At 64.7% G+C, this 23,421-nt stretch carries 19 protein-coding genes and 2 pseudogenes; 10 read left to right on the forward strand and 11 right to left on the reverse strand.

Going from position 1 to position 23,421, the window contains the following annotated elements:
• Positions 1-159: 159 nt before the first annotated feature.
• Both M9952_09665 and M9952_09670 read right to left on the reverse strand, forming a co-directional pair.
• Positions 160-711, reverse strand: coding sequence for a heme-binding beta-barrel domain-containing protein (locus tag M9952_09665; GenBank protein ID MCO5313183.1), 552 nt, complete (start codon positions 709-711; stop codon positions 160-162).
• 105 nt (positions 712-816) lie between these two features.
• A complete protein-coding gene (locus M9952_09670; GenBank protein MCO5313184.1) occupies positions 817-1,695 on the reverse strand; it encodes a MerR family transcriptional regulator in 879 nt (292 codons plus the stop codon).
• 112 nt (positions 1,696-1,807) lie between these two features.
• Between M9952_09670 and M9952_09675 the strand changes: the two genes are divergently transcribed.
• From M9952_09675 to M9952_09700, 6 genes are all read left to right on the forward strand, one after another.
• Entirely contained in the window at positions 1,808-2,974 is a 1,167-nt protein-coding gene (locus tag M9952_09675) for an iron-sulfur cluster-binding domain-containing protein (protein ID MCO5313185.1), read from the forward strand.
• A 66-nt stretch (positions 2,975-3,040) separates the two neighbouring features.
• Entirely contained in the window at positions 3,041-4,210 is a 1,170-nt protein-coding gene (locus tag M9952_09680) for an acyl-CoA desaturase (protein MCO5313186.1), read from the forward strand.
• 95 nt (positions 4,211-4,305) lie between these two features.
• Positions 4,306-5,163: an oxygenase MpaB family protein gene (locus M9952_09685; protein MCO5313187.1), complete on the forward strand. Its 858-nt coding sequence runs from the start codon at positions 4,306-4,308 to the stop codon at positions 5,161-5,163.
• The gene (locus M9952_09690) at positions 5,153-5,791 is read left to right on the forward strand and encodes a TetR/AcrR family transcriptional regulator (protein MCO5313188.1); all 639 of its coding nucleotides are present in this window, start codon (positions 5,153-5,155) and stop codon (positions 5,789-5,791) included. The genes M9952_09685 and M9952_09690 overlap by 11 nt, the downstream gene beginning before the upstream one ends.
• A 123-nt stretch (positions 5,792-5,914) precedes the next feature.
• On the forward strand, positions 5,915-6,586 hold the full coding sequence (locus M9952_09695) for an alpha-ketoglutarate-dependent dioxygenase AlkB (protein ID MCO5313189.1): 672 nt from the start codon (positions 5,915-5,917) through the stop codon (positions 6,584-6,586).
• A 4-nt stretch (positions 6,587-6,590) separates the two neighbouring features.
• Entirely contained in the window at positions 6,591-6,959 is a 369-nt protein-coding gene (locus M9952_09700) for a nuclear transport factor 2 family protein (GenBank protein ID MCO5313190.1), read from the forward strand.
• Here M9952_09700 and M9952_09705 read toward each other — a convergent pair.
• A pseudogene (locus M9952_09705) lies at positions 6,884-8,390 on the reverse strand (PhoX family phosphatase). The gene M9952_09700 and the pseudogene M9952_09705 sit on opposite strands and share 76 nt — an antisense overlap.
• Before the next feature lie 494 nt (positions 8,391-8,884).
• Here M9952_09705 and M9952_09710 point away from each other — a divergent pair.
• Complete coding sequence (locus tag M9952_09710; protein MCO5313191.1) at positions 8,885-10,111, forward strand: NAD(P)/FAD-dependent oxidoreductase; 1,227 nt, start codon at positions 8,885-8,887, stop codon at positions 10,109-10,111.
• A gap of 58 nt (positions 10,112-10,169) precedes the next feature.
• On the opposite strand, the gene M9952_09715 is transcribed toward M9952_09710, so the two are convergent.
• Complete coding sequence (locus tag M9952_09715) at positions 10,170-11,453, reverse strand: sulfotransferase (GenBank protein MCO5313192.1); 1,284 nt, start codon at positions 11,451-11,453, stop codon at positions 10,170-10,172.
• Positions 11,450-12,568 (reverse strand): DUF1214 domain-containing protein, encoded by a 1,119-nt coding sequence (locus tag M9952_09720; GenBank protein MCO5313193.1) that lies wholly within the window; start codon positions 12,566-12,568, stop codon positions 11,450-11,452. Before M9952_09720 ends, M9952_09715 begins: the two co-directional genes overlap by 4 nt.
• Positions 12,569-12,784: 216 nt before the next feature.
• On the opposite strand from M9952_09720, the gene M9952_09725 reads away from it, so the two are divergent.
• Positions 12,785-14,407 carry a DEAD/DEAH box helicase gene (locus tag M9952_09725; protein MCO5313194.1) on the forward strand — a complete coding sequence of 541 codons (1,623 nt, stop codon included), beginning with the start codon at positions 12,785-12,787 and terminating at the stop codon, positions 14,405-14,407.
• Positions 14,408-14,473: 66 nt separating this feature from the next.
• Here M9952_09725 and M9952_09730 read toward each other — a convergent pair whose 3' ends face one another.
• The gene (locus M9952_09730) at positions 14,474-15,466 is read right to left on the reverse strand and encodes a questin oxidase family protein (GenBank protein ID MCO5313195.1); all 993 of its coding nucleotides are present in this window, start codon (positions 15,464-15,466) and stop codon (positions 14,474-14,476) included.
• Between the two features lie 36 nt (positions 15,467-15,502).
• Here M9952_09730 and soxR point away from each other — a divergent pair, with 36 nt between their 5' ends.
• The gene (gene soxR, locus M9952_09735; protein ID MCO5313196.1) at positions 15,503-15,931 is read left to right on the forward strand and encodes a redox-sensitive transcriptional activator SoxR; all 429 of its coding nucleotides are present in this window, start codon (positions 15,503-15,505) and stop codon (positions 15,929-15,931) included.
• Between the two features lie 66 nt (positions 15,932-15,997).
• Here the strand turns inward: soxR and M9952_09740 are convergent, their stop codons facing one another.
• Positions 15,998-16,843 (reverse strand): endonuclease/exonuclease/phosphatase family protein, encoded by an 846-nt coding sequence (locus M9952_09740; protein MCO5313197.1) that lies wholly within the window; start codon positions 16,841-16,843, stop codon positions 15,998-16,000.
• The gene (locus M9952_09745) at positions 16,840-17,574 is read right to left on the reverse strand and encodes a hypothetical protein (protein ID MCO5313198.1); all 735 of its coding nucleotides are present in this window, start codon (positions 17,572-17,574) and stop codon (positions 16,840-16,842) included. The genes M9952_09740 and M9952_09745 overlap by 4 nt, the downstream gene beginning before the upstream one ends.
• 508 nt (positions 17,575-18,082) lie before the next feature.
• On the opposite strand from M9952_09745, the gene M9952_09750 reads away from it, so the two are divergent.
• Entirely contained in the window at positions 18,083-18,232 is a 150-nt protein-coding gene (locus M9952_09750; protein MCO5313199.1) for a hypothetical protein, read from the forward strand.
• A gap of 54 nt (positions 18,233-18,286) precedes the next feature.
• Here the strand turns inward: M9952_09750 and M9952_09755 are convergent.
• The 3 genes and pseudogenes from M9952_09755 to M9952_09765 all read right to left on the reverse strand — a co-directional run bounded on the left by M9952_09755 (position 18,287) and on the right by M9952_09765 (position 23,419).
• Positions 18,287-18,880, reverse strand: a pseudogene (locus M9952_09755) (transposase).
• Between the two features lie 540 nt (positions 18,881-19,420).
• Complete coding sequence (locus M9952_09760) at positions 19,421-22,138, reverse strand: hypothetical protein (GenBank protein MCO5313200.1); 2,718 nt, start codon at positions 22,136-22,138, stop codon at positions 19,421-19,423.
• Positions 22,139-22,184: 46 nt separating this feature from the next.
• Positions 22,185-23,419, reverse strand: a protein-coding gene (locus M9952_09765) for an IS3 family transposase (protein ID MCO5313201.1) whose coding sequence is annotated in 2 segments (ribosomal slippage) — positions 22,185-23,194 and positions 23,194-23,419 — 1,236 coding nt in all. Because the reading frame shifts where the segments join, the coding sequence is not laid out codon by codon here.
• Positions 23,420-23,421 lie beyond the last annotated feature (2 nt).

Raw genomic sequence — 23,421 nt, forward strand, 5'->3', positions numbered from 1 at the left:
CGATGAGCGGCGCATTACGCCTCAGCGACTTGGACATGTGGCAATCCCTCCCGAGTGCCGAGACTGGGCGTCTCGGATCCGTCGACGGTACCAAACCCACCTCCCATGCGGAAGCCCTTCACGGCATTTCGTTCACATTCGGGCTCGCGGGCCCGAGTGTCAGTTGCGTCGATGCAGGGTGTTCGCGTCGTTGTGCGCCAGTTCGCCCGGAATCTCCGTCATCTGCAACAGGGTCGTTTCGGCGTAGGACCAGGTGTCATCGTCGTTCAGCGTGACGGTGACCGTGTACAGCCGGGTCGAGGCGCGTTCGGCGAGGTAGCGGTTCTCGCCGATCGGGTAGAGCGGATCGCCGGCGCGTGCGGACATCGTGAACTGCTTGGCGTCGGCATCGGCCTGGCCGCCTGCGAGTACCGTGATTCCGCGGGGCACGACGAATCCGCGCAGGATCTCACCGGTCGCCGGGTCGTACAGCCAGTAACCGACCTCGGTGTGAAACGGAATGTCTTCGCTCTCCCGCCACATGGCCGAGTGATAATCGAGGCCCCACAGTTGCTGATCGCCGTTGGCCACGGGCCCGAACGGCTTCATCTCGACCTTCTCGAAATACGGCGTGTTGATCACCTGTTCCTCGCTGTGCGAGAAGGCGGTGTCGAGTCCACCGGTTCCCTCCCAGTCGCCGACCAACGCGGCCAATGGGCCCCATTCGCTCATATCGATGTCCTTTCCCGTGGGGTGCTCGCGTGCGGCACGCGCCCGCCGCCGGGACCCTAGTGCCAGGGGCCGCCACGGGGCCGAGAATCGCGGCGAGCAGCCGAATCAGTTGCGCTCGGCGCTCGATCGCAGGCTGGAGATCCGCTTCGTGTCGTTCAGCAGGTCATCGATCGCATGCTCGAGTTGCTGTTCGAAAATGATGCGCGCACCATCTCCAGCGGAAGGTTTGAAGGCGTTGACCAACGTCGCCGGATCGATCCCGCGGCCGTACCCGTGGGTGACCATCGTGACGAACAACTCGATCAGTTCCTTTGCCGCCACGGCCAGCGCGCCCCGGAGAATCTCGCCCGCCTCCAGCACGCTGTCGCCGGGAACGCCCGACGCGATGAGGCGCAGGGTCAGGTCGTACAACGCGGGGTTCGGCAGGAGCCACGAGTCGCCCTGACGCACGATGAGACGGCCGTCCTCCAGCGCACCACGGCTGCCCGCCGGCATGCCGTCGAGCGCTTCTTTGAGTTCCTTGTTGCCGATGATGCGCGGCTCGATCCCGGTCCACGATCCGCGCAGCTGCGTGTCGAGTCCGAGCCAATCCGCGACCCGCTCGGACACGTCGCCCTCCTCGATGAGCGCGCGGATTCCCGGCAGTTTCAGCCCACGATCGCGCAGTTCGCCGATGAGGACCAGGCGTTCGAGGTGAGCCGGCCCATAGCGGGCAACACGCCCATCTGACCGGTCTCGTTCGGGCTTTTGGAGCAACCGCTCCGCCTGGTAGAAGCGGATCGTTCGGGGCGCGACGCCGGTGCGTTCGGAGAGCTCCTCGATCGTGAGCCACCCGTCGCTCGACTCGACCGACAACTGGCCGTCGGATGCGTCGGCTCCTTGCGCCGGACCGGCCGACCGCTGCTCGGACTCGGCGGTCTCTGCCACCAGTTCGAGGTGCGCCATCGACGGGTCGGACTTGGAGGCTGATCGACGGGAGGCCATCGGCCCAGTCTGCCAGCTCGACCGCTCGACGGCGTCGGTGCGACATCTGCCACTCCGGCGCGAGTCAAGAATCCTTGACAGCATCCACTGTTACTGTCAGTGTTAGCTGTCAGTGTCAGCTCTCACCATCCCCCGCCGACTGCCTCGCCATCTTCCCCGCCCCATCCGGCGCATCGCCGAGGCCCTCACCTCTCCCCACTCACTCGACGACTTCACCTCGGCGTTCAATCCGCGCTGGACCGGTTCTCTCACCGGCACCATCACCTCCATCTCGCCGCTCACACCGAACGCAGCTCAGATCACGATCTCGGTGCCCCGCTCCTGGCCGGGCCACCATGCCGGCCAATACGTCAGTGTCGGTGTCGAAATCGACGGCCGGCGACAGCAGCGCACCTACTCCATCACCGGACCGTCGAGCCGACCCGGAGCCGGGACGATCACGCTTGGGGTTCAGCGGGTCGAGGGTGGCTTGGTGTCGAATCACCTCATCGATGCGGCCCGGCCGTCGACCCTCGTTCACCTCGGCACGCCGACCGGCGAATTCGTCCTACCCGACCGAGGGTCGCCCGCCGACGAATCCAACACGACTCCGCTGCTCCTGCTCGGTGCCGGAAGCGGGATGACCCCGATCCGCAGCATCATCGCCGAACTCGAGGTTCGCCACGATCGAGGCGAAGCCGTCCCCGACGTCGTGGCGTTGTCGTTCGCACCCGATGCCTCCTCGAGGATGTTCCACCACGACCTGGTCGCCGCTGCACAGCACCCGTGGCTGCGTGTCGAATTCGTCGACACCCGTTCCGGCGGCGCAGCGTCGGCGACCACCCGCCTCAGCCCGGCGCTGCTCGACGAGCACTGCGCCGACTGGAGCCAACGTCGGGTGTATGCGTGCGGCCCGGAGGGGTTCCTCGACGCCGCAACCGACGCCTTCGCAGCGCGGGGCATCGTCGGCGACGCGCTCGACGAGCAACTCGTGATCGAGCGCTTCACCCGCGTCCTGCCGCCGCGCGACGGCCACGCCGAGACGGCGTCGGTCGTCGTCGAACTCGCCGACTCAGCGACACGTCTCGAACTGCGCACCGACACACCGTTGCTCGACAGCATCGAGGCAGCGGGGCAGCTCGCACCCTCGGGGTGTCGAAACGGCATCTGCCACACGTGTTCGACCGAGGTGATCGACGGCTGCGCGCTCAACCTGCGCGACGGACGAATCGTCGAGGCCGGCCAGCACGTTCAGTTGTGCATCTCCGCTCCGCTCACCGACCTCACGCTCGCGCTGTAACCCAGTGCCCATCCCCACCGCCACCCATCGCCACACCGCCGCCGCACAGCACAGGACGTTCCCACGATGACCATCGTCGCCCCCGACCTCGACCAGCTCACGTCGCACGAGCCGGTCGGCCTCGCCACCCACACCGTCGAACCCGCCGCCCAACACCCGGGCATCGCCCCCTACGGCGACACCGAGCTGAGCGAGAAGCAACTCGGTGAGCTCGCCGCTGAACTCGACGCGTTGCGCGACGAATTGCTCGCCGATATCGGCCAACGAGACGCCGACTACATCCGTCGAATCGTCAAGGTGCAAAAGTCCCTCGAAGTCGGTGGGCGCGCCTCGCTGATGGCGGGAGTGCTGCCGCCGATGTGGGTGGCCGGTGTCGCGATGCTCGCGGCGTCGAAGATCCTCGAGAACATGGAAATCGGCCACAACGTCATGCACGGCCAGTACGACTGGATGCGAGACCCGCACCTGCACTCAAGCACCTACGAGTGGGACAACGTGTGCCCTTCCTCGCAGTGGAAGCACTACCACAACGCCGTTCACCACCAATGGACCAACGTGCGCGGCCTCGACGACGACCTGGGCTACGGCGTGTTTCGCGTCGACCCCACACGAAAGTGGAGCCCCGCTCACGCCGCCCAGCCGCTGATCTTCGTCGCGCTCGCGGCGCTGTTCCAATACGGCGTCGGATACCAGGACTCCTATGCCGGGCGTCCCGAGGGCCAACGCGCCGACTGGGCGTGGCGCAAGCCGAAACTCATGGAGACCGCCCGCAAGATTCGCCGTCAGTGGCTTAAGGACTACGTGGCGTTTCCTGCCCTGGCCGCACCACTCGGAGCACCATCGGCGGTGGCCGTGCTCAGTGGCAACGCAGCCGCGAACCTCATCCGCAATGTGTGGTCCTTCAGCGTGATCTTCTGTGGCCATTTCCCCGATGGCGTCGCCATCTTCGATAAGGCCGACGCCATCGACGAAAGTCGCGGCCATTGGTATCTGCGCCAGATCACCGGCTCGGCCAACTTCACCGGCGGGCGGCTCATGGACATCATGAGCGGCAACCTCAACCATCAGGTCGAACACCACGTGTTCCCCGACATCCCGGCGAATCGCTACGCCGAGGTCGCCCCGAAACTCCGCGAGATCTGCGGCCGCTATGGCCTGCGCTACAACACGGGGTCGATGCCGAAGCAGTTCGCAACGGTGGTCAAAAAGATCTGTCGCCTCGCCCTACCGGGGTAGCGCCTCGCGGCACCGCCGCAACCGACCTGCCCCCGGAGGGTTGAATTCGACGCCCACCGTTGACAGCCCGGACCGATGGAACAATTATTGTTCTTATGTTCCAGCCTGAACCCCGGTCGATCGGACCAAACTCGCTCCTGTGGCGCTATGCGGGCGACCAACGACTCGGATTCGTCGGCCTCGCCACCGGCATCTTGCAGCTCATGCACCCCGGCATCGGTGCGGGAGTCGCCCAGCACTCGGCGTTCTTCACCGAGCCGTGGGACCGAATTCAACGATCGATGCCGCTCATCCTCGGCGTCATCTATAACGAGGATGCGGAGAACACCGGCAACTCCGTGCGCGAGTTTCATCGGGGCATCAAGGGAAAGACCGAGCACGGCGAGGCCTACAGCGCACTACGCCCCGAGACCTTCTGGTGGGCACATGCCACCTTCCAATGGGCGGTGTTCCAACTCATCGACCGATTCGACAACCACCGCCTCACCGACGCCGAACGAGAGTCGCTCTACCTCGATGGCATCGAGTGGTACCGGCGCTACGGCATGGGCATGGACCCGGTGCCGCCGACCTATGCCGAGTTCGTGGACAAGTGGGAGTACTACTGCCGCGAGGTCCTCGAGTTGAACGTGGCCTCGAGTCGTTCCCTCGACATGGCCCTTCACGAAAAGGTGTCCGATATGCCCGGACTACCCGGCTGGAGCAACCCGTTACAACGCGAGGTTCTGACACCGCTGCTTCGCCTGACGGCCATCGGCGGACTCCCTCGTACCGTCCGCAAACGATTCGACCTGCCGTGGGGTCGCCACGAGGAACTCCAGATGAAGGGGCTTGAGCTGTGGGTGCGCCAGAACTGGCGCTTCGTCCCCCGACATCTCCGGTACGCCCCGACCGCGTTGGCGGGCAAGGATCGCGTCCGGAACGAACGTCGGAGTCTGGCCCATGCGTCGTAGCCTCACGGTCGACGCGGACGGGGTCGTCGCTTCCCTCGCCAACGGCCCGGTCGACGACGATGCGGACGACACGACGACGCGCATCCTCGACGCCGCCGCCGAGCTGTACGCCACCATCGGGCCGCGCCGGTGCAGCGTCGAGGACATCGCCGAACGCAGCGGGCTCGGGCGCACCACCATCTATCGCCGTTTCGATGGGCGCCAGCAGATCCTCGAGGCGGTCATCGGCCGCGAGGTTCGCCGGTTCTTCGCATCCATCCTCGCCCCGACGGCGGGCTTGCATCGCTTCAACGACGTCGTGGTCGAGTCGTTCGTACACGGCCTCGCATCGAGCGAGACGTCGTTGCTCGCCGCGATGGTTCGCTCCGAGCCGGAGCTCTTGGCACTGTTGACCATCGACGGGGGCGCGATCATCGACGCCGCCCGCGAGTTCCTCCTCGACCTCGCCGCTCAGGCGGGCGTCGGCAGCGACGCCGACACGACCGCTACGCTCGTCGAGGTGCTCGTGCGCCTGGCCATCTCGCTGGTGCTCACGCCATCCGCGACCTTCCCCCTCGACGACCCTGACACCGCCCGCGCCGCGCTGCACCGGGTGCTCGATCCGATCCTCGCCGCGCTCGCCCCCTGACCGCCACGCACACCCACGCACACCCACGCACGCCCACCCACGTCCCAACCACGCGTTCTGTAGGTAATCGCGGCGGCTATGGCCACCGCGATTACCTACAGAACTGGCAAGGTAGGGGCTGCGATGACCAACCGGGCGCCTCTCACCATCGACCGCCACGCTGTGGTCGAGCGTCTATGGCTCGACGAGACCAGTTGGGTCGACGTCGTGCGCCGCTTCGTGCGCGAACCAGCGACCCTCACCGCCTCGCTGCTCGACGACGTCGTGTGGCGCCCCGACGAACAGTTCCGCTACGAGGTCACGATCACCTCGCCACGCCTCATCGCCACCCCTCGCGGCGAATCGCTTCCCGCTGCGGTGCGCCAGATCGAACTGCACCTTGCGGCGACGTATCGGCGGCGATTCAGCGGCCCGGCGTTGATCCAGTATCGAACCGGCCGCGACTCGGTCGCCTTTCACCGCGACCGCGAGATGCGCTGGTTGGACGACACCCTCATCGCCATCGTGTCCCTCGGAGCCACCCGACCGTTCGCCTTCCGGCCGGTCCATTCCCGCCGCGACGACGACACACACGACCACCGCATCGACCTCAACTCCGGCGACCTCATCGTGATGGGAGGTCGGGCCCAACAGGACTGGCTCCACGCCGTTCCAAAGTGCGACGCAAGCGAGCCGCGGGTCTCGATGACCTGGCGTTGGACCTCGCGGGGCGGTCGACCCGACTCGAGCGCGCCGTATCGGGGTGCCCGGCACTTCGGCGATTCGGGCAGGGTCGGCCCGCAGCGACGAAACTGAGCCGATGCAGAACAGCTCCCCCACCGACGGCTCCCGCAGCGACCTCGACCCCGACCTCGCCGAAACCGTTGCGTACTGCGCGATCGAGCGGCTGCAACGCCGCTACGGCGACGCCGTCACCCGCCAGGCATGGGACGAGGTCGCTGCCTGCTTCGACCCCGAGGCCACCGTGACGGTCGACCTCATCGATCGCTCGCCGCTTCGACGACGGCACCAGCGAGGTGTTCGCAATTCCCCGGCAGTAACGATTCCTGCCGTGGCCGATCAGGAACCGATCAGGAACCGATCAGGAACCGATCAGGAGCCGATCTTTCCGCCGCCGATCTTGCGGATCACAACCGTCGCCGGGCGCGGCCGGCCGTCGGGGTCGTAGTCCGGCCAGTTGCTCACCGCTCGTGGGTTGGCGTTGGTCGGTGAACCGAATGCCGGAGTCGACTCACCCGGATGCTGAATGTTCACGAACATCGTCTGCTGGTCCGGGGTGATGGCGATGCCGGTCAGTTCGCAGCCGCGCGGGCCGACGAGGAAGCGACGGGTCTCACCACTGACCGGGTCCGCGCACAGCATCTGGTTGTTGCCGATGTTGTCGTAGGCCTTCGACACCAGGTTCTGCGACGAGTTCGAGATGTCGGTCTGGATCCAGATGCGGCCGTCGTCGTCGACCATGATGCCGTCGGGCGACCCGTAGATGTCACCCACGATGTTTCCGGCCGCTGACAACGCCGGGTAGGCGGGGTCGCCACACAGCGCGAAGATGTTCCAGTCGAAGGTGAGGGAGCGGAAGTCATCGCCGGTCTCGTTCCAGCTCATGATCGAGCCGTACGGATTGGTGCCACGTGGATTCGCAGCGTTCTGGTTTCCTGACCCGTTGGTGAGTGTGCAGAACACGGTGTTCGACACCGGGCTCACCGCAAGCCATTCCGGACGGTGCATCGGCGTCGCCCGTGCCGTCGTCGTTGAAACGCGCCACATACAGCGTTCCTTCGTCGAGCGGGCTGCGGCCGGCGGCGATGAGTTCCTGCCACGGGGCGGACCCGACGAACTTGTAGATGTATTCGCTGTTCTCATCGTCACCCGAGTAGAACACGGCGACTCCGGCCGTCTCGGCGTAGGTCGCACCCTCATGCTTGAACCGACCGAGCGCGGTGCGCTTCACCGGCGTGGAGTTCGGGTCAAACGGATCAATCTCCACGATCCAGCCGAAGCGGTTTGTCTCGTCAGGGTTCGCGGCGAGATCGAAACGCGGGTTCGACTCGTGCCACTTGAGCGACGAGTTCTTGGTCACCCCGTGACGAGCCTGATCGTCGCTCAGGGTGTACCCCGACGACGCTGTGCCGAAGTACTGGTTCCAGTTCTCCTCGCACGTGAGGTAGGTGCCCCAGGGCGTGAACCCGTTGGCGCAGTTGTTCAACGTTCCCTCGGGCGGCAGCGACCCTGCGACGGCGGGGTGCGACGCATCGACTGGACCCGAGAAGATGACGGGGGTCGACCCGGTGATGCGACGGTTGTAGGACGAATCGACCAGGCGCCACTTGTTGGCGCGAAGCTCGAACTGCACGACCGAGACCCCGTGGGCCGCCAGTGCCTTTGCGACCTGCTCGGCCGACGGCGAACCGGCTGACGCCGGGTAGATCTGCGTGATGTCGACGTACTCGTGGTTCAGCACGAGGAGGCCCTTGCGGCTTGCTTGCGCTCCCTCGCCGAGCGCGAAGTAGTGCATCCCGTCGTGGTTGAAGCCGATCTGTTGAGCCTGGTCGGCGGCGGTGTTCGAGGCGTCGGTACGAAACGCGGGGCCCGAACTCAAGATGGGGGGTGCCCCACGGGATCAGCACCTCGGCGGCGTACCCGTCGGCAACGGTGATCCGGTCGGCCTTGTTGGCCGCGACGCTTTCAAATCCAAGGAGTGGACCGGCCGGGACCGTCGTGGTGGTGGTCGTCGTGGTCGAGCCTGGTGACTCCGGCGAGCATGCGGTCAGCGCGCCGATTCCCGCAAGCGACGCGGCACCGAGTCCGCCGCCGATGAGACTCCGGCGAGAGAATCTCGTCGCGATGACCTCGTCGATCGGACGATTGGCGGATGGGTTCGAGGGAGGTGGAACGGGTCACAGCTGGTCTCCTCACTGCGTTGGGGCGTCGACATGTGGTGGTGTCGATCGGCAACCTACGGAGCCAACCTGTGCGTGAAGCGACCTGGGGGTGAACTCGGGGACAAGCCTTCGTGGATTTCCGTCGACCAGCGGCGCCGGTGCCGCGGCGCGGACTGGTCGCCGGGGTCACGAAGCTGTCAGGGTTGAGGCCGTGACGTCTGTGAGCCACACCCGCGACCTGCTCGTCATCGGCGGAGGCCCCGGTGGATCGGCAGCAGCAATCCGCGCCGCACGAGCGGGCGCGAAGGTCACGCTGTTCGAAAAGGGCGCTCCGGGGCGCGACAAGATCTGCGGCGACGGCCTGACGCCCCGCGCCATTCGAGCGCTGCTCGAACTCGACATCGACCTGACCGGAATCCATCGCACCCGTGGCCTTCGGATGAAGGCGTTCGGCAACGCCCGTGAGCTCGACTGGCCTGGGGGCGCCTTCCCCGACTGGGGGGCCGTGTGGCCGCGGCGTCGTCTCGACACCCACCTGGTCGAGGTTGCTGAAGAAGCCGGGGCCGAGGTGTTGTGGAGTCACGTGGCGACCCCGATCATGGACGGGAACCGGGTGGTCGGGGTCGAGGCCAACGGTGGTCGCTGGCATGCCCCGATGACGATCGTGGCGACGGGAGCACCGAACGCCGTGACCAAGGGTTTGGGGGCCGATCGCAATCCCGACGAACCCTTCGGCCTGGCGATTCGCACCTACGCGGCGACGCCTCGCGACACCGACGCGTTCCTCGAAGCCGACCTGACCCTGCGCGACGACAACGGCGCCCCGATCCCGGGCTACGGCTGGATGTTCCCGGTCGGCGACGGCACCGTGAACATCGGTGTGGGTGCCCTGTCGACCATGAAGGGGTTCAAGAAGCTGAACCTCAACAAGCTCCAGGACATCTACCGCGCCAGCGTCGCCGAGGAGTGGGAACTCGGACCGGATCTCGAACGGCCCCGCGCCTGGCGGCTTCCGATGAGCGTCACGAAGACGCACGGTCCAGGGTGGGTCGTGGTCGGCGACGCGGCTGGCCTGGTCAACCCGATGAACGGCGAGGGAATCGACTACGGCCTCGAATCGGGAATCCTCGCCGCGGATCTGGCCCTCGACGACCCGCTGTATGCCCCCGCGCGGTACGCCCGCGGGGTGCGTGCGCGCTACGAGCCGTTCATGGACATGGGTCGTCGCTTCTCGTTCCTGGTGGGGCACCCGTGGATCCTGCGCACCGGCCTTCGTTTCGCCGCGTCGACCGATGCCATCTCCAAGATCACCCTCGAGGTGATGGCGAATCTGGTCGAGGCCGACTCACCGGGTGCGAGCGGCTGGACCTACCGGACCGCGGGCCGGTTGTTCGACGTCGCCGACCCGCTACTTCGCGCCACCCGAGCTGAACGCTGAACGCCACGCTGCGCCAGCGTTGCGGCACGCCGCTGCGGCCTTGCAGCGCTGGCGGGAACTACGCGAGAAACCTGGCCGTGTAGTCGGCGAAGCTGCCTCGCAGCGCGTCGGGGTCGATCCCCAGCGTGTCCGCCTCGTAGATCACCGAACCGTGCCGTGCCCGCCCGTGGCTGTCGAGGTAGGCGCGCTGCGCGGCGACCGTCTCGGGCGAGCGAGGCTGATCGGCGACCTGGTAGATCGCCTCGAGGATGCCCCACTGGTCGGCCATGAAGTCGTCGAAACGCACGTCGATGCTGCGTTCGGCCGCCAACACGTCGCGGTCGCGCACGGCGGCACCGAGCATTCGGGTGACTCGGTCGGACCAGTAGTCGCCGATCTCGACGGGGTCGACGGGATCCATCTGCATCCGGGCGGCGTACGCGGCCATGGTCGCCATCGACACGGTCACGGCCACCGGATCGCGGTGAGTCACCACAACGGTGGCGTCGCCGAACACGTTGCGCAGCGCCACGAATTGTTCGAGGTGCTGGGGCGATTTCAACATCCACCGTTTCGATCCGCCGCGAAGGAACGACATCGCCTTCAACACCGTCTTCATGTACTCATAATGCGGCGTCTGATCGCGGGCGAGGAAGTCGTCGCGCCACCGCGGGATGGGTGCGAGCGGTTCGAAGAACATCGAGCTGAAGTCGACGGCGAGGAGCTGAATCTCCTCGTGCACGTGGTCGGCGCTCATTTCGTGCATACGTTTGAAATACGGCATGGCGAGGTCCATGAACTCGCACGCGGCGTTGGTGCGATCCCAGCGCCCATCTCGTCCGTCGGCGCGGGCGACGTCGGTCGGCATCGGGATCGGCTCGAGCGACTCCCAGTACGGCAACGACCGCAGGTGGGGATCCGCGGCGAGAAGCTGTTGCAGATGGGTCGTGCCGGTGCGGGGTAGCCCGGCGATGACGATGGGCCGGTCGATCTCGATGTCGTGGATCTCGGGATGGCGGGCTAGCAAATCTTCCAGCAGCATCCGGTTACGGGTCATCTGCACGAACATGGTGTGCAGCGAGATGCGCCCCATGTGGCTGAGTCGCGGATGCTCCCAGAAGGCGTTGAAGAGCAGTTGCATCCTCCCCAGGTAGTCGTCGGGGCCCGCGTCGGGTTCGGCGATCCCCGCCGCCTGAAGCTCCCCTCTCGCCTGGGCGACCACCCCCTCCACGCTGTAGTCGAGGAGGTCGTCGAGCGCCTTGGCTCCCTCGATCGCCTCGGCGACCTCGGGCGGAAACCGCGGTGCTGCGTAATCGTCGATGCGCACGGGCTCGGGCGTATTCAGGTCGTTGGCAGCGCTCATCGCCCGCCTCCGATCGACCCGGCTCCGACCGGCCCGGCTCCGATCGGTTCGACCGAGGTCGTCAACGGTTCGGGTGTGTGTTCGGGCAGGAACCACCGAAGCCAGATCCTCCCCCTCCGATGCCCCTGGGTCGACACCCAGTTCGGGTGACCTGGATCGCTCGCGGCGACCACGATTTCGAAGCTGCCATCCGGTTCGTAGCGCACCTGCGCACCGTTGATCGTGACGCGATCGCGGTCGTAGTTGTAGGTGTGCAACAGCGGGTTCCACAGCACGAGATTCCAGAATCGGCACTTCGGGGAACGTCCCCGGATGACGAGTTGCTCGCCCTCGGCCAGCTCGAAGGATCCCATGGCGTAGGCGGCATCCCCCGCAGCCCATCCAAAGGTCGCCGTGGGAACCGGGTACGGGTCGGCGACCGCGTTCACGCTGTCCATATCGCCGACCGGCACAATCGCCGCCTGGTCTCGCACCCAGGTGAGCGCAGCGCGGAAACGGCGCGCGAGATCGTCGTCGGTGAACTCGTATGGTGGCGCGTCGTCAATGCATTCGATGCGCCAGGTGCAGCGGCGGCCTGCGACCGGGTCGGCCAGGTAGTCACGGGTGAGGGCCACCACCGACTCGGCGTCGGTGATGATGCCCGGCCCGTCGTCGAGGGGTTCGGGCGCCACCCAGAACGAAAAGCGGCCCTCCTCGTCGAAGGCGAGCTGCTCGTCGTTGACGGTGCCGACGATGCGTTCGGAGTAGTGACCGTCGTCGGGTCCGGCATAGACGGTGAGCGACATGTACGCCGCGTCGCCGCGCCAGCCACTCACGCGGTAACGGCGGCCGGGCCCGATCGGGGCGTGTTGGTAGAAGGCATCGGCGTTGTCGCCGCCCCACTTCTTTGTGGTTCCCACGATGTCGACGAAGCGTGGGGCGTCGACGTCGGCCCAGACGAAGCAGTCGAGCGCCACCTGGGTGATCGAGAAGATCCACCGGTTGACCTCGAGTTGGGACAACTCGTCAGCCAGGTCCGGATGTTCGGCCATCCTGGCGCGCAACCCAGCCATTTCCGCCAGGAGTTCATCGACCGCCTCGACGGTACGAGCGGCAGGCTTCGGTGACAGCGACATGGCTCCCCCTTCAGGCGTGGTTCCCCTCCACACGAAACGGGCGATGTCGCCGGTGCCGTGTGTGCGGTGCACGCTATCGGTCCGGTAGAGTATCCGGGTCGTTCGAGTGAGCGACCCCGCTGAACCGCCGTCGCAGGTCACCGGCGCACATTGGTTGCGCCACATGATCGACCTCGACCGATGACTTCGGCGGACCCCTCAGCGAGGAGCAACATCATGGCGGACACGTCCGCGCCCCCGTTCGCCGAATTCGGTTTCACCGATCTCGGCGTCCCCGAATCCGTCGCGGCCGCAGCGGCCGACAGCGGGTTCGACACCCCCTTCCCCATCCAAACCGCGACCCTTCCCGATTCCATCGCCGGTCGCGACGTCCTCGGCCGTGGCCGCACCGGGTCCGGCAAGACGCTGGCCTTCGCGCTTCCCGTCGTCATCCGCCTCATGGCGAACGACCGCGAGCGTGAGCCCGGCCGTCCACGCGCGCTGATCCTGGCCCCCACCCGGGAGTTGGCGAGCCAGATCTACCGCACGGTCGACGGCATCGCCCGCCCCCTCGGCTTTCGCACCGCGACGGTGTACGGCGGCATTCCCGCCAAGCCGCAGATCGCAGCGTTCCGCAAGGGTGTCGACATCGTCGTCGCCTGTCCTGGCCGCCTCGAAGACCTGCTGCAGCAAAAGGCGCTGACCCTTCAGGGCATCGAGATCACGGTGCTCGACGAGGCCGATCACATGGCCGACCTCGGATTCCTCCCGTCGGTGAAGCGGCTGCTCGACCGAACCCCCGCTGGCACACAGCGACTGCTGTTCTCGGCGACGCTCGATCGCGGAGTCGACGGACTCGTCAAGCAGTACCTCCGCAATCCCGTCACTCACAGTGTCGATAGTGCCGAGTCCCCGGTCGCCACGATGGAACATCATCTGCTGAACGTGACCTCGGAGAACCGCATGGCGGTGCTGATCGAGTTGCTGTCGACCCCCGGCAAGACGATCGTGTTCACGCGCACGAAGCACAAGGCCAAGGCGCTCGCCCGGTCGCTCAACAAGAACGGCATCCCGTCGGTCGACATGCACTCGAACCTGGCCCAGAACGCCCGAGTACGAAACCTCGCGGCGTTCTCCGATGGCCGTGCGACGACGATGGTCGCCACCGACATCGCGGCGCGAGGCATTCACGTCGACGATGTGGCTCTCGTGATTCACGCGGACCCGCCCGTCGAGCACAAGGCGTACCTGCACCGGTCGGGCCGCACGGCGCGGGCCGGCAACGACGGCACCGTGGTCACCCTGGTGTTGCCCGAACAGCGCGGCGATGTCGCCGACCTTGTCCGCAAGGCGAAGATCTCGCCGACGACGACCAACGCGACACCCGATCATCCGATCATCGCCGAGTTGGCGCCCGGCGAACGTCGGCGTTTCACCCGCGAGGAGATCGCGGAGTTGTTGCCGTTCACCGTTCCTCAGCCGGCATCCACGAAGCCCGGCGCGAAATCCGGTGGGAAGGGTTCGGGCGGGAAGAGTTCGGGGAGGTCCGCCGGCAAGACCGCTGGTCGAAAGCTGGCCGCGAGGAACGGCGGTGGTTCAGGCGGAGATTCACGCGGCGGCCTTGGCGACGGCTCCGGCGATCGCACGGCCGACGGCTCCCCCAAGCGTCGCAAGCGCACGAAGAAGCCGACCACCGGCACTGGCCACGGTGGCGCACAGGCATCACGCCACGACGGTGGCTCGGCTGGCTCCCGGCACCGGGACGACCGCCAACCCGCAGGTTCTGGGCGGCCGACCGGACCAGGACGACCGACGCGCAAGAAGCCAACAGCCGCCGGCCGCTCCTCCCGCCCACGCTGACCTCACCCTCCCGGAGTGTCTGTCGTAGTGGTTGTGGTCACCGCCACTACGACAGATGCATCGCGGTCATTCCGCCACGGCGTGGGCTGCGAAGTCGCGATACAGCAAGTCGCCGGTGCGCAACTCCTCCGATAGAGCGACGTTGACAAGCTTGATCACGTGAGGATCGCTGCTGGCGATCGCCTTAGCGGCAATGGCCTCGCGTGACGGCAAGGCGGCACCCCGCCGCTGGTCGAGTTCCTCGACGGTGGCAACCCTTGGAGCGCCGGTCGCGGCGTAGGCCACGGCCGACTCGACGACCATCGCGCGGCAAAGACGCCGCTGCGACCCGTCGTCGAGGAGACTCGCGACGCTACGTGCCGCCCTGGCCGCGGTGACCAGATGGAGGGTGACGAACGACCCCGACGAACCGTGTGCGATCAGCGCGAACTCTGCCACGTCGTCGATCGTGAGGTTCTCGGTCGCAAGGCCGTCCAGTGCGGCACCGAACTCCGGTCGACGCGCTACAGCATCGAGATCCCACGTCGTCGGCGACTCGACCTCCGAATTCCCCAGTGCGCGGAGCACCTCGATGGGACGTCGCGAGCCCGCGTCGAGCGTGCCGTGACGCAGCACGTGAAACCGTGTTTCCCAATCGAGAAGCGCGGCCGCGACCTGCCCACCATGATCTGCCTCGATCCCGTAGGCGAGACGGATCAGCGGATGAAACAGCGCCGTCGCAGGTCCGTCGACGAGCGATGGAGCACGCCGTCGGATCACCTCGGCGATACCGAGCGCATGCACCTCGTCGACGCGTTCGTGGAGTTCGGCGACATCGCTACGAGCCTCCGCACTGCCGTCGCCATGGCGGTCGAACTCGTCTTGGAGACGCTGCGAGGTCGCCCCGAGTTGGTAGAGGGCCACCAGACTCATCGCCAGATGCAGGCTGTAGGTTCCGGCCAAGGCGGGCGAATAGCGGAGTTCCTCGGTCAGCAGCCGATCCAGCATGGTTGCGGAATCAGATCGCTGACTCTCGGGAGATACCGGACGGTCGACGGTGGGCGTTGGAAATGTGTCCATAAGGCGACGGTACAACCTCAAGTACACTTGAGGTCAATGGAGAATCTCACGCCGAAGTTCATCGCCGAGCGGTCGGGAGTCAGCGTGCCGACGCTGCACTTCTACGAACAGCAGGGGCTGATCACGAGTGAGCGGACTCCTGGCAACCAGCGCCGGTACCACCGAGACGTGCTGCGGAGGATCGCGTTCATTCGGGCTGCGCAACGCGTCGGGATCTCACTCGCCGAGATCGCAGCGGCCTTGGCCACCTTGCCGCGGGAACGAACCCCAACCGCTCGCGACTGGGCGCGCCTTTCGAGCCACTGGCGGGCGTCGCTCGATCAGCGGATCGCGAGACTCGAACAGCTACGCGACACCCTCGACGGCTGCATCGGCTGCGGATGCCTCTCACTCGATGCGTGCGCCCTGTTCAACCCCGACGACGAGCTTTCGGCCTTCGGAACCGGAGCCGTTCGGTTCGGCTGATCGCCGCGGGCGCCAGACGGTGGCTTCACTGCGCCATCGTCGAGCGAGCACGCGCACCGCCCGGCATCAGTTGTACATCTGGTACCAGTGGTGGTCTGAGAACGGGCTGTCGTAGATGTACGCGTCGTCAGTGATGACGTTGGGTGATCGCGTGAAAATGTAGTCGATGCGGCGACTTGCGGTTGTCTTCCGTTTGTTCGCTCGGGCGAGGGATACGGCGTCTGCTTCACCCAACACCGCGTACCACCAGCTGTCGAATGCGCCTTGGTTCTCGGCGTACTCCAAGTTGAAGTCACCGGCAACCCAGACCGGAAGGTTCTGGGTCAGGTATTGGTTCGCGACGACGGAGTACTCCCACATCTGCGTCTGACGGATATTGGGCGGGGCGCTTCGGGCAGTCACATGAGCAGAGCAGCCGGTGAGGTTGAAGAGGTTGGAGGCGACACAGACCCAACCGACTCCCGTCTGGTTGGTTGCCTGATTACTGAACGAGCCGTGGCTCCGGATCGCCGCGGAGCCACGAACAGCGACGACGTTCCCGAATCGCCCGCATGTGCCTGAAACGGAGGTGCCCCAGTGGGCCTCTGCGACGTAGCTGTGCAGGCCGAAGTAGTTGTTCCACAGGCTCAGCCATTGAGTCTCGCAAATCTCATTGAACGACACGACAAGGGGATAGGGGTTGGTTCGCGCCTTGAGCGAGTTGAGGACCGCTTGAGCAATGTCGGGGTTCCAACCGCCGTCCGGGTTGCCTTTGGCCCCCCACAGGTTCATGTGCACCACCATGTTGGCGCCTGGTTTCACCGCAGGGCTCGGAATCCCCGCGCTCGCCGGGGTTGCGCCGCCAGCGACCGCGACGACCGCAACGATCGCGACAGCGGCGACCGCTCGTGTACGCCATGGACATCGGATCATGGCGCCTCCTCGAAGCGGAACGTGGAGTCTTCAGCCGCACCCACGAGCCCAATTCGACGATCGCCTAGTCGAATGACGCGGTACGACGAGAATCGCGAATCATCGCTCGCGACTTTGCCAGTCGTCCTCCCACCCTCCAACGCGACGAGCTCGACCGCCGAGTTGTCACCGGGCTCACCGCGCACCTTGACGACCACCGATGGATCGGTGTACTCGTTTGGAACGAACGAACCGACGCTCGCCATGAGCACGGTACGCCAGCCCTCACCGTCCAGCACATCCCACTGAAACCGGCTGGTCCCTTGAGTTGGATTTGCAATGCTGCGCTCCAGATAGAGAGCGTCGGACGAGCAAGAGACGGTCAAACCGGTCGCAACCTCGTCGGGCCCGACTGCCGGGGCGGTGATCGCGTCCAAGTCGCCGCCGTCGGCACCGTAGCGTCGAACCACTTGCGGCTCGTCCGACTGCGGCTTCACGTCTGCCCCGTAGCTGGTCGCTCCGATCGGCGCCATGCCCGCGGCGTAAAGGATCGACCCAACCGGACATGCGTCCGGCAGCGCCACTTCCGAGTCCGGGCGCAACAGGAACCCGCCCGCACCGACCGAGCGAATCATCGGAACCCCGTCGAGCACTCCCCCGCGCAGGTCGGCGCCCCATTGCACACCGAGATGCGCGAGCTCGGCGGTACGTGTGATCTTCCAGCGCTTGGTGTCGAACGTGAGACGCGTCAACGCAACCTCTCCTTCGCAGTACCGATCCCCGTCCGTGTCGGTCGTCAAGGAAGTCAGGCAATGATTTACAAGCACATCGAGGCGCGATTCGCCCGGTGTGGCCACAGCGCCGAGTGATTGGATCTCGCCTTTGATCGGCTCGCGGAGTCGCTCCTTCTGTCCTTCGGGCGCCAGTTCGGCAACAGCGACCGCTGTTCTCACATCGCTGATCGCTAGGAGTCGATCACCATCCACGACAATACGCGTCGGGCCTCCGGCCTCGAATGTCGATCCAGGAATTGAGCCCTCCTCGTCGACCTGACCGCACGACGTCAAGGCTATCGCCATCGCGAACACCGCTACTCGACGTCGATAGCGACCTCTGACGTTTGCAGCCATGGCGCACGCCTCCTTCAATGATGCAAGGTCTCGGCAGTCTATCGACGGGATCAGTGCCCCCCTGCCGAATCGCAGTGCCTGAGCCTCAGCTCAAGGGCATGCGTGTGGGACCACTGGCAGCGAGACGGCGGTGGGTGGCGGGACGATGCCGCCGGGGTTGTTGAAGAAGAAGACGGTGCCGATCGCTGGAACGTCGGGTTCGCCGTCGTATGGTGACACGACCTACGCGTATGACCAGTACGGCAGCCTGGCGGTCATGGTGGATTATGGGCTGGGGTGAAATGCACGTTCGTTGGTTCGTGGGGTGGCGCGTGCCTGAACCGGGTCAACCTCAGACTTGGCCGTCGCGGATCTTGACGACGATCGCGTCGATGAACACGACCGGATACACGCGATCGAGAGGCCGGTTCTGCCACTCGGCCAGCTCGCCGATAACCCGGTCGGTGATCTTGGAGATCGTCTCGCGGCTGATGTCCGTCGAGTACACCTCGGCCAGATGGGCCTCGACCTCACCGGTCGTGAGCCCCCTCGCGGTGAGCGCGATCACCATCGAGTCGACCCCGTCGAGGCGACGCTGACCCTTGCGCACCGTGGCCGGCTCGAAGCTGCCGTCACGATCACGCGAGACGTTGAGCTCGACCGGGCCGATCTCGGTGATCACCGTCTTGGACCTGGTCCCGTTGCGGGAGTTGCCGTGGTTGCGACCCTCGGCGGCGTGCTTGGCGTAACCGAGATGCTCATCCATCTCGACCTCCAAGCCCGTCTCGAGCACCTGCTTGGTCAGATCGCTCAGCAAGCCACCAGGGCCCACCAAGCTTTTGCCATCGGCACGGGCCTGCTCAACGAGCTGCTCGGCCAGCGAACTATCGGGCCGCTCCTCACCGGGCTCATCCGCTGGCGTCGCCACCATCACATCATGGTCTGCCATCTGACATCTGTCCTTGCTCGCCGAGCAAAGCCGCTCAGCGTGTCAGGCCAGACCAGTTACACCGCAGATCTGACAGTCCCCCCTCTGGTTGCTTCGCAACACCCAGAAAAGCCCACCAGCAGGGCACTTGTCGCGTTTCGAAACTCTCAACCCATATCAACCCCGTGAAGAATCAAGGTTAGCCAATATTGATCCGCACGTTGCCGTGGGAGTAGTTTTCGCAATCGAAATCACGCTAGATTCTGTTCACTCATACGCCAAATAGAATCAGACAAATTAGGACGCCCAATGTAGAGGAAACGAACAATGGTACTGCTGCGCCTTTTACCCGAGCGTTCGAGGCCCATGCAGTTGCAGATATAAACCCAACGAGAATCGTTGTACTTACAATGCTAATGTAGAAAGACTTTACCGTCGAGTTTACCTGTGTGCGCGAGACGATGAGGATTCCTCGAAGAGACAGCACGAGGTGCAGGACTGCCGTTAGGATGGCCAGTACCGTGAGTATGGATGACTTACCTTTGTCATCGTCCCGGCTATCTAGCATCTGCGAAATTCCTCCCGTCCGCGGTAGAGGTATTCGCAGCGCATAGCGGCAGCCATGCGTGACCACGTCATTCGTCCGACGAACGACGAGAAAAATGTTGGAGCAGTATTCTCGATACCTCCGCTGCCCGCTTGTGCGGCAACTTCGAGGTATACAAACCGTTTGGTTCCCTCTGACCGGATGTTGAAACTGAAGTTCACGACTCCACCACGAGCAATGTGATCATCGAGGGCTACGAAAGTGAATGAGTATTCGGTCGCAGCTATCACCTGTACGTAGCCCGGGGCGTAGTTCGAACCCGTGAGGTATAGTACATTACCAACTGAGATTGGAGGGTCACATGTTGTTGCGCAAGTCTTGACTTCGACTCGGAATGGAAAGTAGTCGTTTGGGTTCGATTTGATGCGTGATTCCTGCGCCTTTGCGTCAGCAGTTCCACCCTCAAACAAGTTCCATGAATGACGATATATCTCGCCGTATGTCTTAGGTTTCGCGACTGGACCGTTCGCTGGTACGCACGATCCATACAGCGTTATCCAGTCGAGACATTTGACAGTATTTGTTGGAGTTTGATCTCGCTGGTTGGAGTCTGGGTTGCGTGTGGGTACGTTGCGTGTTGATGTTTGTGGGTGTGCTTTTGCCCATGCGAAGTTGATGAGGTCGAGGCGGCGGGTGATGACTGGGGTGGTGACGCTTGCGGCGTGGTATTTGGCGAGTTCGTTGACGGCTTCGTTTCCGAGGTGGCCGAATACCGCGTAGATGCGAAGGTATTCGCCGGCGAGATATGCGTCGGTTTGTTGTCGGATGTCTCGTTCGTAGGCGGCTCTTCCAGCAGCGGTGTTCTGGTAGTTTGCCGCATCGACCTTTCGGAGGTAGCTGTCGAAGCGGTCGAAGTCTTCTTGCTTGGGTGCGTGGCCGTTGGGGTCCCAGTTGGTGAGGGGGTTGTTGTGGGCGTAGGTGTAGCGGTTGAGGCTGATGGGTTGTTCGAGGCGTCCGTTGTGGGTGTCTCGTGAGGTGAAGTTGGCGGTGGTGGGTTGGTAGTGGCGGGCGCCCATCCAGACTTCGTTGGTGGTGGGGTCGGTGTAGTCGGATTGGTAGCCGATGGTTGGGGTGAGGGTTCCGGTGGTGGCGCGGGGTTCGCCGTAGGGGGTGTAGTCGGTGGTGTTGTCGACGTGTCCGGTGTTGGGGTCGCGTAGAGCGACGAGGTTGTTGCGTGCGTCGAGCACGGCCCAGCGGGGGTTGATGCCACCGTTTTGTTCGAGGGATACCACGGTGCCGTCGGGACGGTGGTTGAATGTCCAGGTGCCGTCGGTGGTGGGGTCGAGGGTGAGGCCGGTATAGGTGAACGCGGTGGAGTTGCGGGTGGCGATACGTCCGAGTCCGTCGTAGGTGAGTGTGACCGTGCCGTTGGTGAGGTTCTGGTTGAACACGTCAAATGTTGAGGTGGTGGTGCCGGAGGTGGTGGTCACAGCGTCCAGGGTGCCACGGTCGCTCCAGGTGTTGGTCGCGCCCCCGCCGGAGGTCAAACGGTTTTGGGGGTCGTAGGTGTAGGAGACCCCACCCGCGCTGGTGCGGTTTCCGGCTTTGTCGTAGGTGTAGTAGGTCGGGGTGCCTGAGGTCCATGCTTCGGCGAGTTGGCCGAGTGTGTCATAGTTGAACCATTGGAACCCGGTATCGGCGGGGTTGGAGGTTCCCCACACGTTGAGGGTGTGCAAGTTGTTGTCGCCGTCGAAACCGTAGGACCGGGCATAGGTTTCGGGGTTTCCGTTCGAGTCGGGTACGAACACGTCCCATTCGACGCGTCCGTAGGTGTCGTGTCCGGTCCATCGTGTTGGCGTGTCGGGCCAGGGAGCCAGGGTGGAGTCGTAGTTTGCTTGGTAGACGCGTCGCCCGGCGTTGTCGTAGCCGTACTCGATTTGACCGCCGGTGAGCGGGTCGGTTTCGGTGAGGAGTCGTGCGGCGTCGTCGTAGGTGTAGACGGCGGTACCGGTGGAATCGGTTCGGGTGACGAGTTGGCCACGGGCATCCCAGTCAAAGGTTGCGGTACCGGCACCTCCGGTGACGGTTGTGGGCAGTCCGCGGTCGTCGTAGGTGACGCTCACTGCTGTGGCGGGGTGTGAAATCGAATTGATTCGTCCTTCGGTGTCATACGCGAATGTTCGAGAACCGGTAGCGCCGACACCGGTTTCGGTGAGGGTACGGCCAGCTTCGTCGAAGGTACGGTTCAACGCGACCGAGCCCGGCTGGGTTTGCGACACCACCAACCCCGCAGGGTCATAGCGGTAACCCCACGTGCGATCGACAGCGGGTTGACCGGAGCTGGTTTCGGGTTCGATCCTCGCTTCGAGCAGGTTCCAGGATTGATAGTCCAACACGGTGTCATAGCCGCGGCCGTTACGAACCCGAGTGTTGTTCCCGGCCGGGTCATAGAACAGACTCGTTGTCGCTGCCGCAGCACCGGTACCGACGGTGACGGCACTCATCCGCCCCGCAGCGTCCCACCCGACAGCGGTTTGCACGCCTTCGGGTGTGACGGTGCTGGTACGCAACCCTCGTTTGTCGTAGCTGAACGTGGTCATCAACGGTGTCGCTGCGCCACCGGTTCCGGCATGGGTTGCGCTGAGTTGGCGGCCGGCTTGATCGTAGGTCGCGGTGTTCCACACGTTCGTCGCGTCGATCACCGTGTCGGTGTCACCGAACGCGTTGTACACCGTTGTCGACGTAGCTGAATCATCCCGGGTTTGATGCACCCTCGGGTTATTGGGTGCCAACGGTTTCGTTGGACCTCTGGGCGGCATAATACGCGGCTTCAGCCTCGACTGGGGGCACGCGTCCGAGACGGTGCATCAGCCGGTCGTTGTTGAACCAGCCAACCCAGTCCGCAGTGATGTGCTCGACATCAGACACGTTTCGTAGCGGGCCGCGTCGAAACGGCGAATCAGCTCGGACACACTCGGTCTTGAACAACCCGATCGTGGTTTCAGCCAGAGCGTTGTCGTATGCGTCACCAACCGTGCCGATAGATGGTCGAAGCCCCGACAGGACCAGGGTTTCACCGAAGCGCACCGCGGTGTATTGGGACCCGGCATCGGAGTGATGAACCGCCCCCGCAACGCTGTGGCCCTGACGTTGACGCAACGCGACGGCTTGGCGGATCGCGGCCTCGACAAAGGACGTGTGCTTCGACATCGACGCTTCCCAACCGATGATCGCACCCGCGTACGCGTCGATCACAAACGCCACATACGCGAAACGGCCATCAACCAGTTTCACGTAGGTGAAATCAGCGACCAGCAGCCGGTTCGGGGCGTCAACACGGAACTGGCGGTCCACAAGGTCAGGAGCCCTCACCGCAGCCGGATCCGCAACGGTGGTGCGTACTCGGGCTTGGCGTCGAACCCCGTGCCAACCGTTGAGTTTCATCAACCGCTCAACCGTGCACCTTGCGACAGGGATCCCTTCGCGACGGAGATGAGCCCACATTTTGAGCGACCCATACACCGCTTCAGGGCGACGCCGCCCCGTGTGGTCAGGCTCGTGATAGCCGGCGAGGATCTCGGTGATCGTGGCGTCCCACAACGCCCGTTTCGAAGGCGCTCTGGCCGCCCAGGCGTGAAACGTTCTCGGAGCGATCTTGACACCAGACGCGTTCAGCGCCCGGCAGATCGAAGCGACCCCGAAACGGGTTTTATGGGCTGCGATGAACTCGCAGAGCTCGGACGTTGTTAGCGACGTGAGCGCGGGTCGCTCTCCCGCACGAAGAAAGACGTCGCAGCTTTCAACACCTCGATCGTTTCTTCGAGCTCACGGTTCTTGCGTTTCAACTCGCGGATCTCTGCGGCGGCTTCGCTGGTCACGCCTGGCCGTTCACCACCATCGACCTGTGCTTGACGAACCCAGTTCCGCAACGTTTCGGCATGCATCCCCAAACGGGTAGCGACTGCTTTGATCGCTTGCCATTCCGACGGGTACTCCCCGACGTGATCGGTCACCA

The organism is Microthrixaceae bacterium (genome assembly GCA_023957975.1).
GTDB lineage: Bacteria > Actinomycetota > Acidimicrobiia > Acidimicrobiales > Microtrichaceae > JAMLGM01.